Below are 15,612 nucleotides of genomic sequence, written 5' to 3'. Positions count from 1 at the left end.
GACAGAGCCATGACCATTCGATGCCTGGCCCGACATCCTGCAGTACAGGTGCCGCGAGGTGTCTGTTATGGTCAGTCTGATGTGGCGCTGACGACAGGGTGGGAGGTCTTCGCCTCCCAGCTGGCGGACTGCATCCGGAAAACAGGTATTCGGATGCTGGTCGCTTCTCCGCTCATGCGATGCCGGATGCCTGCGGAATGGGTGGCCGCACATACGCAGTGTGAGCTGCTTCTGGAGCCGCGTCTGAAAGAGATCAGCTTTGGTGACTGGGAAATGCGTCCATGGGACGATGTTCCTCCAAGCGCTCTGGATGAATGGGCTCTTGATCTGCTCGGATTTTCCTCTCCGCAAGGAGAAAGCGGTCAGGAACTGATCTCTCGGGTCACAGCCGTCTGGAGCGAATTTAATGCAGGCCCGTCTTGTGCTGTCCTCTCGCACGGAGGCCCATTACGTATTCTGGATGCTCTTGTTTCGGGAAAGAACATTGATCTGGCGGTTGAGGCAGTGCCGTTAGGATCGATAAAGATGGTTTCAGAGAAGATTTTTGAAGAATAATCATCACGAATGTCCTTGTGAATCAAGGAAAGTGTTTTCGTAAAATTTGTTATTTTTATTGAATTTTTCTGCATCGTTCCTGGACGGAAATTTATCCGTTCAGTCCGGTCAGACTGACAAGCACGGTAAGTTCCGCAAGCACGGCTTCGGCTCCAAGAATATCTCCTGTAAATCCGCCAATCTTTTTCATGCTGAAACGATGCATCAGGAAAGTCACCAGAAGCGCGATTGCGAAAGGAGCAATGATTTCATCAGCAGGGATCAGAAGCGCCGCCAGTAGAAGAGGTGTAAGGAGCGCTACGGCAAGAGGGCGGGGCGCAAGAGAAAACAGGGCGCTGGCCAGTCCGTCCTGTCGCGCGGGTTTTCCCCATTTCAGTTCCAGCAGCATGGCGGCACGAGAGACGCTGCCAGCCAGAATCAATGACGGGAACAGGCAGGATGCGGGAAGGGAAGCCATACAGGCGCAACGCAGTGCAACGGAGGTGCCCAGCGCCAGCGCCCCATAGGAACCAATGCGGCTGTCCCGCATGATCTCCAGACGGCGCTCCACTGTTCCGCCGCCAACCAGCCCGTCAGCACTGTCAGCAAGTCCGTCTTCATGAAGACCACCGGTGACGAGAAGTTGCGCCATTACGGCGCAGATAGCCGAGACCACAGGAGGAAGATGTGCGGCATAACCGATCCACATGGCGCAGGCTGTCAGGCAACCGACCAGCGCGCCCGCGAGCGGCCAGACCCAGATCGAGCGCCGAAGATCGACATCCGCCGCATGTTTTTCGAGCCATTGCAGGGGCAGGCGGGTGAACATGCCAAGAGCCGCGAGACAATCCGCGGCGATACGTCCCGAAGCTGACCTGTGTCGATTATCCGGCAATCCCGGCCTCGGCAAAGGTATGCATGCCGGTATGGCAGGCGAGTGCCGCCCGGAGCAGGGGAACCGCAAGGGTGGCGCCGGATGCCTCTCCCAGCCGGAGATCAAAATCCAGAAGGGGCTTTTGTTTCAGGTGGGCCGCCAGCCGGGTGTGGCCGGTCTCGGCGGAGCAGTGTGAAATGCGGCAGTGGGCCAGACCTTCCGCATGCAGGATGTGAAGAGGAGCGACTGCGGCCGTGCAGACGAAACCATCCAGAAGCACCGGAATTCCGTGGATGCGGGCGGCTATGACGGCTCCCATGATGGCGGCGAGTTCATGCCCTCCCAGTCGCCGGGCAACCTGAAGCGGGTCTGCCAGAGAGGCGCGATGGAGATCCAGAGCCCGGTCAATGGCGGAAATCTTGCGAGCCATGGCGGCATCGTCATTCCCCGCTCCCCGCCCGGCCCATTCCTTGCCGTCTCCACCGAACAACGCTGCCGAAAGTGCGGCGGCCGGCGTGGTGTTGCCGATGCCCATTTCACCCAGGCAGAGCAGGTCGGTATCGGGTGAAACAGCGTTGTAACCGCGCGTAAGGGTGCGAAGAAAAATCTCTTCATCCATGGCGGGGGTCTGCGTGAAATCCTCCGTCGGGCGGAGATCTTCCAGCGTTTCTATGGTCAGCGTCGTGTCTGCATATCGGGAAAGCTGGTTGATGGCCGCGCCGCCATTATGGAAATTCTGCACCATGAGGGCCGTTACATCCGAAGGCCATGCCGAGACGCCCTGCGCTGCAACGCCATGATTGCCTGCAAAGATGATCGTCTGCACACGTTCAAGTTGCGGAGTGCTTCGCCGTTGCCACGCGCCAAGCCATGACGTCAGTTCTTCCAGGCGCCCCAGACTGCCAGCCGGTTTGGTGAGTGTGGCCTCACGTTCGGCAATCTGGTTTATGGCGACTGCATCGCTGGATGCGGGTTCGCGGCACAGGGTGCGCAGACTGTCTATGTCTGTAAAAAGGGGGGCTGTAAAAGGGGACGTGCTCATGAACACAGACATGCCGTTTTCGGAGGGCAAGAGCAATGATTGAACTGGTTCTGGGGGGCGTCCGGTCCGGCAAAAGTCACTATGCCGAGAGCGTGGTGAAGCAATTTCCGGCACCATGGGTTTATCTTGCCACGGGGCGGGCATGGGACGCGGAGATGCAGGAACGCATTACCCGCCATCAGGCTGACCGTGGAGAAGGCTGGCGCACGGTTGAAGAGCCGCTGGAACTGGCGGATGCACTGGTCGCGGCGGGCGAGGCGCCCGTTCTGGTCGATTGCCTCACACTCTGGCTGACCAATCTTCTGATGGAAGGGCGGGATATTTCAGTTGCAAAAAAGCAGTTGCTGGATGTGCTGTCCTGCCGCAAGGCCCTGACTGTGCTCGTCGGCAATGAAGTTGGTCTTGGTATTGTGCCAGAGAATGCGTTGGCGCGTCGTTTCAGGGATGAGGCGGGTTGGCTGCATCAGGCTATCGCCAGCCAGGCGCAGAAAGTTGTTCTCAGTGTGGCCGGAATTCCTTGTGTTATTAAAAATGTTTCGGGCGCTGCGGGTGACTGAACTTTTACGCAGCCATTTCGTTGATGGGTGAAGCTGATTTCATGTTATGAAAAGTGAATGGTAATGTTTCTGATCTGCCTCGTGCGACCGTATCCGTAGCAATAATATAAAAACCATTTTTTCGGAGATGGTGGGTGCAGGTGGAAAGTGGGCTGTCCTGTAAACAGGCTCTCTTGTAGCGGTCTGACTGGAGGCGTTTTTTACCCTCTGGCGGGTTGTTTTATATATTCCGGCTGTATTTCGCTGGTTTTCTAGAGCATATCCAGTTTGAACGGACACATTCGAACTGGATATGCTCGATAAACAATGAATTAGAGCAATTCCACTGGGCCAGAGTTCAGTGGAATTGCTCTAGTGTGCCCCGTCGCGCTCGAGGCTGCGAAAGCTGCGTGACACTTAAGACACAGTTCAAACTCTTCTTCTCTGGGCACTACACAGACAAAAACAGGCGCTTTATGGACTTTCGCTGAGTCTCCCTGCGGAAATGTTTTTGTGTAGAAATGTTTTGTCATTTTTTTGTGGCGGAGCAGTTTAGGCCATAACAAGGAAAAATTATGTCACGACAGGCCGTCATGTTGAAAACCAGTCCGATGTTCCGGTTCGATATCCGCAAGGCTGTCGCCGGTGTGCTTGCGTGCTTTTTAACTGTCGGTTTTGTTGAGGACGCCTCCGCGCGATCTCCGTACACCAATGAGACGAATCAGCCCCGGAAAAGCGACGCATTTTACGATCCTTCGCCGGACGTCTCGAACCCTCCCATGTATGGTGAAGGACAGGAGATCGTTCCACTCTACCAGTCGATACCGGGCTTTCTTCAGGCTCCCTATGGGCCGCCGTCATTTGGACCACCCTATGGCACCTCTCATCTTTTTGGTGACTGGGGCGGTGTGCAGCCGTGGCTGCAGAAGCACGGTGTCTACGTGGCTGTGAACGTATATGAGAGTCTTTCCGGCAATCCGATCGGCGGCAAGAAGCAGACAGTGACGGATGCCGGTCAGGTTGGTGTGACGCTGGATATCGACTGGCAGAAAATCCTGAATGCCGGTCACTGGTCGGACAACCTGTGGCTGCACATGCTGGCAGTTAACGGTCATGGTCGAAACCTGAGTTCCGAATTCGGTGATAATGGCAACCAGGTCCAGCAGATTTACGGTGCGCGTGGTAACGTCGTGGCGCATCTGGTCTGGGCATATTTTGAAAAGTCGATGTACCACAACAAGGTCGACTGGGCCATGGGGTGGATTCCGACAGGAACGTTTTTCAACAACTCCCCCTGGGGGTGCTCATTCATGAACGTGTGGATGTGCGGCAACGTCACACCGACAAAATATCTGAATGGTGGTCGCGACTGGCCGTCGGGCAATATCGGGACGGTGCTGCGTCTGATGCCGACGAAGCATATCTACATCATGGGCGGTCTTTTTGCGGTGTCACCGCATTCCTATAATGGCGGTATCTCCGGCTGGTCATGGGCTCAGTCTGGGCTTGGGAAACTTTCGACCGAAGTTGAACTGGGCTGGATTCCGGAGTTCGGGAAAAATCATCTGATCGGCCATTACAAGGTCGGCGTGATGTACGATAATTCAAAATATAATGACCTGTACAAAGATATCTATGGTCACGCCTGGGTGACATCCGGAGAGCCGGCACGTCGTCAGAGCGGACAGACCTCCATGTGGGTCATGATCGATCAGATGCTGGTGCGCCATGGCGACGGACCAATGAATGGCCTGATCATCGGCGGCCAGTACAGCTACGCCTCCGGTCAGACTTCGGCGATGAAAAATCACCTTGTCGGCGTAATCATGGATACCGGCCACTGGTGGTCACGACCGAAAGACATGGTGGGTTTTGCTTTCCAGTGGGCAGAGTTCAGCCGTTCGGCCATTCGGCAGCAGGAGGCCTCGCAGGCTGCGGGACTGCCGTTTCAGGGAGCGAATTTCGGCGTTCCTTACGGCATTCAGTCTCACGAAAACATTTACGAGCTTTTCTACACAATTCAGGTCATTCCCGGCATCAATGTTCAGCCTGACTTCCAGTACATCCAGCGTCCTGGTGGCAGCACAGTCTTCAAGAATGCCGCAGTCTTCAGTTCGGCATTCAGCTTCACTCTCTGAAGTCCTGTATGGCGACCGTTCTGCCGTGTCTGGGAAATCCAGCTTCCGGGACTGTATGTGTTTCACGATCTGATGGCCTGTTCTGGTCGCCTCTCGACGTGTTCGGGAGACAGCCCGGACACAGCAGGGTCTTTTGGCTTCATCCATAAGAAGATGACGCAAGAGCCCTCCGTCTAAAAGCGAAGGTGTTGGCGATCATCTTCGGATGATGGCATCGGCAGCTTTTGCGGTGTTCTGTGCAGATGAGCATCCATCCGTTCTGGTTGCTGGCAGGACAGAGGGTGACGCGTGGAGTGCCGGGGTGGAACTTCCCGCTAGAGCATATCCAGTTTGAATGGACACATTCGAACTGGTGAATATGCTCGATAAACAATGAATTAGAGCAATTCCACTGGGCCAGAGTTCAGTGGAATTGCTCTAGAATCACAGTCATGTGTGGGGGCTCATCAGCACAGGCGATGCCTTGAACGAAAGGCGTCATGATCCCTCCGATAATCAAGGCATGACTGCTCCAAAATCCATGGCCTCTGTGGCTGGCGCGACAGGTCTGCGATGAGTCGAGGTCACGTCCGGGCAGACGGGAGAGAGCGACTGTCACCCAGCCGAATGAGGTTTCTGATGGAAATTATTCATTTGTTTCGCAACATTTTTCAGGCCGGTGCGTAATATCCTTCAGACAACGGAAGTATCCCGTCGCGAACGGTTTGTTTGTGGAGCGGGCGGATAAGCTTCAGTCCTTCATGGAAAACGGGCTCGCTTTTTCGTGATCGAAAAAATATGCGTCTGATGGAACGAACTGGTGTCGCCATTCATTGCTCCGGTAAGAACAAGGGGAAATAAAGATGGCTGATACCTTCCAGACCCAGATCGTTGCTATCCTGCCCAAGCTTCGCGTTCAGGCACTTGCGCTCACGCGCAATCGTGCTCAGGCGGAGGATCTGGTGCAGGATGCCGTGTGCAATGCACTCGGTGCACGAGACAGCTTTATTCCTGGAACCAACTTTCCGGCATGGATGCATCGCATCCTGCGGAACCGTTTCATCTCCGATCTGCGCAAGCGCAGAGCAACGACAGACATCGATGATCTGCCAGGCGACATGCTAGCGACCAAGCCGGATCACGAGGACCGTCTGGCCGTCAAGGATCTGAGTTTTGCCCTTGCGCGGCTGCCGGCTGATCAGCGTGAGGCGCTGGTTCTGGTCGTGCTGCAGGGCATGAGCTATCAGGAACTTGCTGAGGCGACAGGCTGTGCGGTGGGGACAGCCAAAAGTCGCGTATTCCGCGCTCGCCGTCAGCTTGAGGCATGGATGATGGGTGAATTGCCCGAGAGTGACCGTCTGCGTCAGCAGGCAATGGCGCTGCGCCAGGAAGTTGAGCAGCGTCGTAAACAGTCCGGTCACCATGACGCGGCAACAAATTCGGCCTTCAGGTAAGAAACTGACTGGTGTTTCGAAAAATGAAATGTTAAGCCGGGAGGGTTCCGCAGTATGAATGGCCATTGCTTCCCGGAATCGCGCCCGGAACTGTCTGAATGTCTGCCGGGGTGGTTGTCGATGTCGGCCAGAGACCGAAAGCCCAGTTCTTCCGCGAAAAGCGGAAAGAAAGAGGATGATGCGTTCGATATCTGGTTGAAGCGTGGCCTTCATCAGCTTTTCGATGATGTTGCCAAAGAGCCAATCCCTGAAGAACTTCTGCGGCTTCTTGAAGAGCGTGATGAAGGTCAGTGAAGAAGATTGGTCTGTTTTCTGCCTTTCACTGTCTATGGGCTGACTGGAATGCGCCCGGTGTTTTCGTCTTCAGGCCGGGGTCTGTCGGGTAGTTCGCATGATCTGGTCTGTGACACTGCCATCTGATGCCTCGTCGTTGGCGGCAAGATGAGGCGACGTGATCCTCAATACGGCTGGCGATCCTGCCGCTTTGTGGTTTCTTTCCTGATCGAAATCAGAAGTCTGTTCGATTCTGTCCGAAGCCGGATGGCGATTGTCATCATGGGCTCCGTGCTGCCTGTTGCAGCTCTTGAGGCTTTGCTCATCTGGCAGGATTATGTCCGCCTGAACGAGACAGGCACCCAGCGCGGTGAATTCGCGCTCTCAGAGCTTGGAAAATATCTGGAAAGTGAGGCTTTTCGTACAGAGTCGATGCTGGGGCAGATCGACCAGACGGCCGATAACGCTTCTCTCAGGCGCTTCCTGCTGCTGGCGCAGGCAGCCAGCAAGGGGCGGTACTGCCTTCTCGCCGTCGTCGATGAAGCCGGAAATTTACTGGATGCTTTGACCGGCGCCGACGACACCAACTGCTTTGTCGCTGCACGTGATATCAGACCCGCTACCGCTCCCGCGCATCTCTGGATGTATCAGGATCGCCCCTATCTGAGGATCGTGCAGGAATTTCCTGCTGCTGAAGAAGGAAACGGAAAGCGTTTTATTGTCGCGGTGCAGTCAGTCGCGTGGGATCCGAGTGCGTTCGACAGCGCTTCCTCGTTCCATGAAGGAGCAGAAAAGGTCTCTTCAAAATCCCTGTCCGCCTGGTTCGTCATGGAAGACGGATCGCTTGTGTCAGTATGCCCACGCTGTGTCTGGGCTTCGCCAGCAGCGGAGATGGTCGCCAAAGCCAGAAAGGCTGCCCGCAACCATTATGATCGTATGCGCATTGAAGAGCGTATAGGCAGCCGATCCTATGTTTACGGTTCTCTTGGTTACGGTGATTCCGCACTGATCGAGGTGAGGCAGTTGCCGGAGGAAAGACGTGCACTTTTCCTGCTGATCGGATGGATCATGATGGTCGGCATCCTGCTGGCCGCCGGGCTGTCGGGGGTTATGGTCGCCGGGCGGAGGCTTGTGATCGAGCCCTTGAATCAGTTGACCCATGACGTCGAGACCTGGATGCGGAAAGGCAAGTACGAAAATATCGCAGACTCACGCATGCCACAGGAGTTTCGCAAGCTTTCCGGCGCATTCGGCACGGCGACATGGCGACTGGCCCATCGCGAAGCGGAGCTTGAAGCGGCGCTGATGCACCAGAAGCGACTGGTTGCTGAAATCCATCACCGAGTGAAAAACAATCTTCAGATTGTCGGTTCCCTCCTCAGCCTGCAGGCCAACAGGGCTTCCGGAAGCGATGTGCGCATGGCGCTCCTGGCCGCCCGCAACCGGGTAAGAATTCTCTCAATGCTGCAACGCCTGCTGTATGTGGGTGACGAGCTTGCAGATCTGAGCATGACAGAGTTTCTTCCCGCCCTGACGCAACAGATACAACGGTCTGCGCCTGAGGACGTCAGGCGTCGGGTGACAATTGAGGAGGACGCGGGAGGTGTCATGCTGTCCCCCGATATTGCGACTCCGGTTGTGCTGATTATCGCCGAAGTGCTGTTGAATGCGTTGAATCACGGGTTTCCCGACGAGCGGAGCGGGACAGTGCGCGTCTCTCTTTCCCAGGCGAATGACGTCATGACACTGACAATCGAAGGTGATGATGACAGCACTACCGCGTTGCAGGGGGGAGGAGACGAAGGAGAGTTCGGGTTGCAGCTTGTTCGAGGATTTGTCAGACAGATAGGTGGAAAGCTTCGTATCGAGGAGGGAGCGGGCCTGCGTGTGGTTGTAACCTGTCCCGTGAAAGGCAGTCGCCGGGATGAGGGAGGAGAGCTGCTTCCAATTCGCGAAATGCGAAGCTGACACGACAGATGCCCTCTGTTTCCAGAGCCGAGTCTTCGCTATAGGGGCGGCATGAATGAGAGTAAGGCAGCCATAAAGGTCTGGACCAGGGCGCAGGCGCGTCTGGGACTGCGTGCGGTGCGTCCGTCCATTATGCTGGGCATTGTTTCCAGTCTGGCGGGAGCGGCGCAATTCTGGTGCGTGGCCAATATTCTTGGGCCTGCGCTGACAGACTTCGTGACACCATCAGGCCATGGCGCAGGCACGCCGGTTCCTGTGTGGCCTCTGCCCGCTTTTGTCCTCATCGCCCTTGCCCGTATCGCCATCAGTTTCCTGAGTGAAAACGCGTCCGCCACGGCAGGACGACGCGCCCGCAGCCGACTGCGGAACGAAGTGCTTGGCTCCATCGTTGGCGCCGGACCTGCGGTTCTGCGTCATGCGCACAGCGGCGCGCTGGCTGCTTTGGTCGTGGATCGGATTGAGGCGCTGGATGGATATTTCACCCGCTGGGCGCCGGCGTCCGTGCTGTGGGTGGCGTCGCCAGCCGTGCTGGTCGTTCTGACAGCGCTCGTGCAGCCCGGAGCGGCTCTTATTCTGGCGCTCTGCGGTCTCTTCGTGCCGTTTTCACAGGCCTTGTTCGGTATTGGCGCAGCGGTGGCCTCCCGCAAGCAGTTCCTCGCCATGACACGACTCCAGGCGCGCTTTCTGGATCGTATGCGCGGCATAGCCACCATCGTGCTGGCGGGCCGGGCGGATGACGAGGCGCAGCGTCTCGGGCAGGCGGCGGACGATCTGCGCAAGCGGACGATGAAAATCCTGCGGGTGGCCTTTCTGTCTTCCGCTGCCATCGATTGCGCCATGATTGTCGCGCTGATCCTGATCGCCCTGATTGATGGGCGGCATGTGCAGGCCGCCATCCATACGACTGACGCCGCGACGTTCCGCACAATGGTGACGTCCAGCCTCTTTGCCCTGCTGATCGTGCCAGAGTTTTTCGTGCCTTTGCGTGGGCTGGCTCTCGCTTATCAGGATCGCGCGCTGGTGCAGGGCGCTGCCGCAGATATTCTGGCGCTTCCGGAAGAGGCGGCTTCATCAGGCGAGACCCGGCAGCTTCGTGTGGCACCAAATGAAGGCATCGCGATCGCGTTTGAAAATGTTTCGTTCGTCTGGGATGAAGCGCGCGGGCGGGCGCTTGACGATGTTTCGTTCTCGGTTGCCGCCGGAGAAACCGTGATCCTTTTCGGTCCGTCCGGCGCTGGTAAATCCACGGTGATGGAACTCCTGCTCGGTTTCATCAGACCGACCTCGGGACGGATCACGTTCAATGGCGTCGATATGCAGACGATCGCACCGACCAGCCTGATGCATCTGATTTCCTGGATCGGGCAGCGTCCGATCCTGTTCGCGGGTTCATTGCGGGAAAATATTCTCTTCGCCCGACCGGACGCCTCGGAGGAAGAACTGGAGCAGGCTATCTGTGCGGCTTCAGTGGATCGTTTCCTGGGCAGTCTGCCGGATGGAATTGAAACCATGATCGGTGAGGGCGGGTTTGGCCTGTCTGGTGGACAGGCGCAGCGGATCGCCATTGCACGAGCCTATCTCAAGAATGCTCCGGTTCTGCTGCTGGATGAGCCGACGGCCTATCTTGACCCGGTGACGGAAGGTGACGTGTTCGAAAGTCTTGAGACGCTGGCCCGGAACCGTACCGTGATTCTCGCCAGCCATTCGACAGCGCTTCAGGCGTTTCAGGGGCAGAGGATCGAACTGGCCGACGGCCGGATTGCCGGAGGAGAGGCGGGATGAACTGTTCTCCAGCACCTGAAACCGGCATGCGGGAGGACCGTTCATGAGCAGACCTTCTTCCCGGGATGTGGCCGAGCGTGAACGGGCCGATCGTGACGCTTTGATCCGTATCGTCGAGGTCTGGCGTCCGCATGCCCTGCGTCTGACCATCGGTCTCGTCCTCTCGCTGCTGGCCGTTCTGGCCGGACTGGCCCTGATGAGCAGCGCCGGTCTGCGTTTTGCCGGCGCGGCGCTGGGTATGGTGCTTGTCACGGCCGCATCGCTCCGTGTTCTTGGTCTGGGCCGTATCGTCCTGCGCTATTCCGAGCGTCTTTATGCTCATGACGCCATGTTCGGGGCACTTGCGACGCTGAGAGTCTGGTTCTTCCGCTCACTGGCGCAGGGCGCTGCCGCCGGCCTCGGTTTCCGGCGGGCGGGCGATCTGCTCTCGCGGCTAGTCTCGGACATCGAAACTCTGGACGGGCTTTATCTCCGGCTGCTGCTGCCACTGGCCGGAGCCTGCCTGACGTTCCCCATTCTGGTGCTGGTCATCAGTAGCGCCAATTCCTTGCTGGGTGTTCTGATCGGTATTCTCTTTGTGTCATCAGCCTTTATCATGCCTTTGGCTGCGGCCCGGCTGAGCCGCAGGGAAGGCGCAGGTCTCAGTCACGCGCAGGCCGCGCTACGTGTCGGCGTGCTGGATCTTGTCAGCGGCATGCGCGAGATCCGGGCCTTTGGCGCAGGTCCGAGAATTATTGATCAGGTCAACAGGGCGAACAGCCGCCTGCTGGCGCGTCAGGCCCGGATGTCGCGTCGGATGGCGTTTGTGGGGGCGCTTTCCAGCCTCTGCACGCAGACGGCCCTGCTTCTGCTGCTTGCTGCGATTGCGGGTATCGGATTTGATCGGATTCCCGCCGTGCAGGGTGTGGGCCTGATGTTCCTGACCTTTGCCTGTTTCGAGGGGGTGTCAGGTCTGACCCGTGCAGGCATGCTGGCCGGCAACATGGGGGCGGCGGCTCATCGGGTTGTGGCGATTGCCGACGAACACCCTTCTCCTGTGCGGACTGTGCCGCCAGCGGCGACAATGCCGACCCACTTTGACATTGCTTTCGAGCATATCGCGTTTCAGTGGCGGGCTGATCGTCCCGCCGTGTTCAGCGACTTCTCGCTGAACATTCCGGCAGGCAACCGTATCGCCCTGCTTGGGCCGTCCGGGGCGGGAAAATCAACGCTGGCGGCGCTGCTTCTCAAGGCGGCCTTTCCGCAGGAAGGACGGCTGCTTATCGGCGGTGTGGATATCGCTTCTCTCCCGGATGTGTGGTTGCGTCAGCATATTGCCTGGCTGTCACAGGCGACGCATCTGTTTGACGATACGATCCGCAATAACCTGCTGCTCGGCAGGCCGGACGCGGACGAGGCGGCGCTGTGGAAAGCGCTGGATGAAGCGGCTGTCGGTGACTTCGTGCGCACGCTCCCCGAGACGCTCGACACCTGGCTCGGTGAAGGCGGCGTCAAGGTTTCAGGCGGGCAGGGGCGACGCATTGCATTGGCGCGGACATTGCTCTCCGAAGCGCCGATTCTGGTGCTGGATGAGCCTGCGACCGGTCTGGATGCCCAGACGGAGCAGGATTTCTTCCTCACCCTGAACCGTGTGGCGCAGGGGCGCACGGTTGTTCTGATTGCGCATCGTCTCACCGGTGTGGAACAACTGGATCAGGTCTGGCGTCTTTCCGGCGGCACGGCGCTGCCCGTTTAAAGGGTGGCGTCTGCAATTCCTGCGCGCAACGGGGTGGGGCTTCGCCTCTCTTTTGTTGACCTTCCTTCGCTGCGCAGGCACGACAAAGTGTGTTCAGCTTGGTTTGACATCAATCTGCGTCGGATCCGGTGCGTCATAGGGAATTGGGTCATGCGTCGTCTTGTTTCTGTTGCCACTCTCTGCCTGCTTTCCGCCTGCGCCAGTAACGGCACCGGGCCGGGGCGGCAGTATGTCGTCTTCTTCAGCGAGGGATCATCGGTTCTGGATGAGGCGTCGCTTTCCGTGGTGACAGAAGTTGCTGAAAAAGCACGGCATTATTCTGGCAGAACTGTCGTTGTTGAAGGCTATGCACGACAGGATGGGGATCTCTCCACGGAATCCCTTCTCGCTATCAGGCGGGCAAAAGCCGTGTCGCAACAGCTTGTGGCGGACGGCGTTTCTCCGAAGCGCATTCGTGAAACGACCCGGCCTCCTTCCAACGCGCAAGGTATCGTAGGCTCCCGTCGCGTCGAGATAGAACTGCTCGCCCAGTAATCTTACCTGATGCTGGAAAGACCATTCTTGTCAGGCCAAGATGACAGAGTAGACGGCCCATGTGTGGAGCCGTCTGCTCCTGAGGGAGGACGTGACCGTTTCGTCGGTTTGTCACCACGTGAAGTCCTTCATCGTGTGTTCGGTTTTCCGGCTTTTCGAGGGTTGCAGGAACAGGCTGTCGACCGGGTGATGGTCGGCGAGGACACGCTTGTCCTCATGCCGACAGGTGGCGGAAAAAGCGTCTGTTATCAGGTGCCTGCGCTCTGTCGTGCCGGTATGGGACTGGTGGTTTCCCCGCTGATCGCCCTGATGGACGATCAGGTCGCGGCCCTGCGCCAGCTTGGCGTCAATGCAGCGGCTCTGCACTCGGAACTGGAAGGAGACGAGGCCTCCCGTATCCGGGGCGAACTGTTCAACGGACGGGTCGATATCCTCTATGTCTCGCCGGAGCGGCTGCTGTCTCCCGGAACGCTGGATCGTCTGTCCCGCCAGCGGATTTCTGTCATCGCGATTGATGAGGCCCACTGCATTTCCGCATGGGGACATGAGTTTCGCCCGGAATATCGTGCGCTTCAGACCTTGCCGGAACATTTCCCGGGTGTGCCGCGTATCGCGCTTACGGCGACGGCAGACCCGCGGACTCGCAATGACATCCTCACCGCGTTGGCGATGCCGGAAGCGGAGGTTCTGTCCGCCAGTTTTCATCGCTCGAATCTGATGATCGCCGCGCGCCCCAAAGGCGGCGAGATGCGGCAGCTTGTCGATGCGCTGCAGAAGCATCGCAATGATGCCTGCATTGTCTATTGCGGGTCGCGTGCGCGCACCGAGCGGATCGCCGCTTCGCTGCGTGAGAAAGACTATCCCGCCTGCGCCTTCCACGCCGGCCTGTCACCGCAGGAAAAACGCGCGGCCCTGCATCGGTTTCGCTCAGGCGAACCGATTGTCATCGTCGCCACCATCGCATTCGGCATGGGGATTGATCGTCCCGATGTGCGGACGGTGATCCACCTCGACATGCCCTCGTCGCCCGAAGCCTATTACCAGCAGATCGGTCGTGCCGGACGTGACGGACTGCCATCCGACGTGCTGCTGCTTTATGGCGGCGAGGATATGAGCCGCGCCCGTTACTGGCTGGACCAGTCCAACGCGCCGGACAGCGAAAAACGCATCATGCGCGGGCGGCTGGAGGCGATGATCGCCTTCACGGAAAGCACGTCCTGCCGGACCCGCGCGCTTCTGGCCTGCTTTGGCGAGACCATGACCGAGCCGTGCGGGCATTGCGACAACTGCCGCGCGCCGGTGCCGACTTTCGACGGCACGCAGGCGGCGCGGATGTTGCTGTCCGCCATCTATCGCACTGGCCAGCGTTATGGCGCGCTGCATGTAATCGCTGTTCTGCGCGGCAGGCCTTCGGACAATATTTCACGGGCAGGCCACGATCGCCTCTCGGTCTGGGGGATAGGCAAGGATAAAACCGAGACGTTCTGGCGGAGCGTGGTCCGGCAGTTGATCGCCCGTGGCGCCCTGATGACCGGCGACGAGCACGGTGGTCTACGTCTGAATGAAGAGGTTGCGCGTCCGATCCTGCGCGGTGAAGAAGAAGTGCGGCTGAGAGAGGATGCGGTCGAAGCTTCTGTCCGAAACAGCCGATCCACGGGGCAGGGCGACTCGATCGCGGATCAGCTCACCGAGGACGCCCGGGAGCGGTTCAACGCGCTCAAACGCTGGCGATTGGCTGAGGCGCGTGAACAGGAAATTCCGCCATACGTCATTTTCCATGATGCGACATTGCGGGATATCGCGCTGGAATGTCCCGGCACACTTGATGAACTGGGCGATGTCAAAGGCGTTGGAAGCTCCAAGCTCGGTCGCTATGGCGAGGCGGTTCTGGAAGTGCTTGAGGATATTGAGGTCAGAAAGTGAGTCTTATGCCTGAGTCTCGTGGCGATGCTGGAGGAGAGGGTTCCCGCACGCAGGCGCGTCATCAGGCGATCATCGCGACGGTGAAGCGGCAGGGCTATGCTTCGAATGAGGAACTGGCCCGTCTGTTCGATGTGGCCGTGCAGACCATCCGGCGCGATATCCGCACGCTGGACGCTGCCGGAGAGGTGTTGCGTCATCACGGCGGAGCCAGCGCACCGTCTTCGGTGGAAAATATTGCCTATCCACAGAGACAGATTCGCAATCGCGGCGAGAAGGACGCTATTGGCGAACTCGCCGCCGCCGCCATTCCCGATGGGGCGTCCCTGTTCGTGAATATAGGCACCACGACGGAAGCGTTCGCGCGTGCTCTGGCGGGTCACAAGGGTTTGCAGGTCATCACGAACAATCTGCATGTCGCCACCCTGCTGGCGGGGAGCGAGGACTGCCGGGTTGTGCTCACCGGCGGCACGGTGCGTGTGCGGGATGGGGGGATTCTGGGGCCGGATTCCCTGACCATGCTCAGCCGGTATCGCGCCGATTATGGCGTGATCGGCATCAGCGGAATCGATGAAGACGGCACTCTTCTGGACTATGATGCCGAGGAAATTCGCGCATCCGAACTTATCCGCGCCAACTCCCGCAAGATTTTTCTTCTGGCGGATCACACCAAATTTGGACGCAGGCCCCTCATGAATGCGGGCAGTATTGCCGGTGTGACGGCCTTTTTCACGGACAGAACACCACCTGCGCCAATCTGCGAGATGCTGACGGCTCACGATGTCGCGCTTGTGCTGGTTGGTGACGATGTTCGGAAACGAACTATTTAGAGGTTCAGTCAAC

13 protein-coding genes are annotated in these 15,612 nt (G+C 58.3%); 11 read left to right on the top strand and 2 right to left on the bottom strand.

Going from position 1 to position 15,612, the window contains the following annotated elements:
• Nucleotides 1-9 precede the first annotated feature (9 nt).
• Complete coding sequence (locus A0U92_RS10810) at nt 10-555, top strand: histidine phosphatase family protein (RefSeq protein ID WP_077813233.1); 546 nt, start codon at nt 10-12, stop codon at nt 553-555.
• A gap of 91 nt (nt 556-646) precedes the next feature.
• On the opposite strand, the gene cobS is transcribed toward A0U92_RS10810, so the two are convergent.
• Nucleotides 647-1,363 (bottom strand): adenosylcobinamide-GDP ribazoletransferase, encoded by a 717-nt coding sequence (gene cobS / locus A0U92_RS10805; protein ID WP_236748100.1) that lies wholly within the window; start codon nt 1,361-1,363, stop codon nt 647-649.
• 55 nt (nt 1,364-1,418) lie between these two features.
• The gene (gene cobT, locus A0U92_RS10800) at nt 1,419-2,450 is read right to left on the bottom strand and encodes a nicotinate-nucleotide--dimethylbenzimidazole phosphoribosyltransferase (protein ID WP_077814387.1); all 1,032 of its coding nucleotides are present in this window, start codon (nt 2,448-2,450) and stop codon (nt 1,419-1,421) included.
• Nucleotides 2,451-2,485: 35 nt separating this feature from the next.
• Between cobT and cobU the strand changes: the two genes are divergently transcribed.
• The 10 genes from cobU to A0U92_RS10755 all read left to right on the top strand — a co-directional run bounded on the left by cobU (nt 2,486) and on the right by A0U92_RS10755 (nt 15,599).
• Entirely contained in the window at nt 2,486-3,007 is a 522-nt protein-coding gene (cobU, locus tag A0U92_RS10795; RefSeq protein WP_077813231.1) for a bifunctional adenosylcobinamide kinase/adenosylcobinamide-phosphate guanylyltransferase, read from the top strand.
• 554 nt (nt 3,008-3,561) lie between these two features.
• Nucleotides 3,562-5,124, top strand: a complete 1,563-nt coding sequence (locus tag A0U92_RS10790) for a carbohydrate porin (RefSeq protein WP_077813230.1) — start codon at nt 3,562-3,564, stop codon at nt 5,122-5,124.
• Between the two features lie 842 nt (nt 5,125-5,966).
• The gene (locus A0U92_RS10785; protein ID WP_077813229.1) at nt 5,967-6,557 is read left to right on the top strand and encodes a sigma-70 family RNA polymerase sigma factor; all 591 of its coding nucleotides are present in this window, start codon (nt 5,967-5,969) and stop codon (nt 6,555-6,557) included.
• 120 nt (nt 6,558-6,677) lie between these two features.
• The gene (locus tag A0U92_RS17345; protein ID WP_187668944.1) at nt 6,678-6,851 is read left to right on the top strand and encodes a NepR family anti-sigma factor; all 174 of its coding nucleotides are present in this window, start codon (nt 6,678-6,680) and stop codon (nt 6,849-6,851) included.
• Nucleotides 6,852-6,998: 147 nt separating this feature from the next.
• Entirely contained in the window at nt 6,999-8,798 is a 1,800-nt protein-coding gene (locus A0U92_RS10780) for a sensor histidine kinase (protein WP_077813228.1), read from the top strand.
• Between the two features lie 51 nt (nt 8,799-8,849).
• Entirely contained in the window at nt 8,850-10,580 is a 1,731-nt protein-coding gene (gene cydD / locus A0U92_RS10775) for a thiol reductant ABC exporter subunit CydD (RefSeq protein ID WP_077813227.1), read from the top strand.
• Between the two features lie 43 nt (nt 10,581-10,623).
• Complete coding sequence (gene cydC, locus A0U92_RS10770) at nt 10,624-12,315, top strand: thiol reductant ABC exporter subunit CydC (RefSeq protein ID WP_077813226.1); 1,692 nt, start codon at nt 10,624-10,626, stop codon at nt 12,313-12,315.
• Nucleotides 12,316-12,465: 150 nt separating this feature from the next.
• The gene (locus A0U92_RS10765; protein WP_077813225.1) at nt 12,466-12,849 is read left to right on the top strand and encodes an OmpA family protein; all 384 of its coding nucleotides are present in this window, start codon (nt 12,466-12,468) and stop codon (nt 12,847-12,849) included.
• A 9-nt stretch (nt 12,850-12,858) separates the two neighbouring features.
• Nucleotides 12,859-14,772, top strand: coding sequence for a DNA helicase RecQ (gene recQ / locus A0U92_RS10760; protein ID WP_236748099.1), 1,914 nt, complete (start codon nt 12,859-12,861; stop codon nt 14,770-14,772).
• Between the two features lie 5 nt (nt 14,773-14,777).
• Complete coding sequence (locus tag A0U92_RS10755) at nt 14,778-15,599, top strand: DeoR/GlpR family DNA-binding transcription regulator (protein WP_187668752.1); 822 nt, start codon at nt 14,778-14,780, stop codon at nt 15,597-15,599.
• Nucleotides 15,600-15,612 lie beyond the last annotated feature (13 nt).

The organism is Acetobacter aceti (assembly GCF_002005445.1).
Lineage (GTDB): Bacteria > Pseudomonadota > Alphaproteobacteria > Acetobacterales > Acetobacteraceae > Acetobacter > Acetobacter aceti_B.
This window is presented reverse-complemented; position numbering and strand designations above follow the sequence as displayed.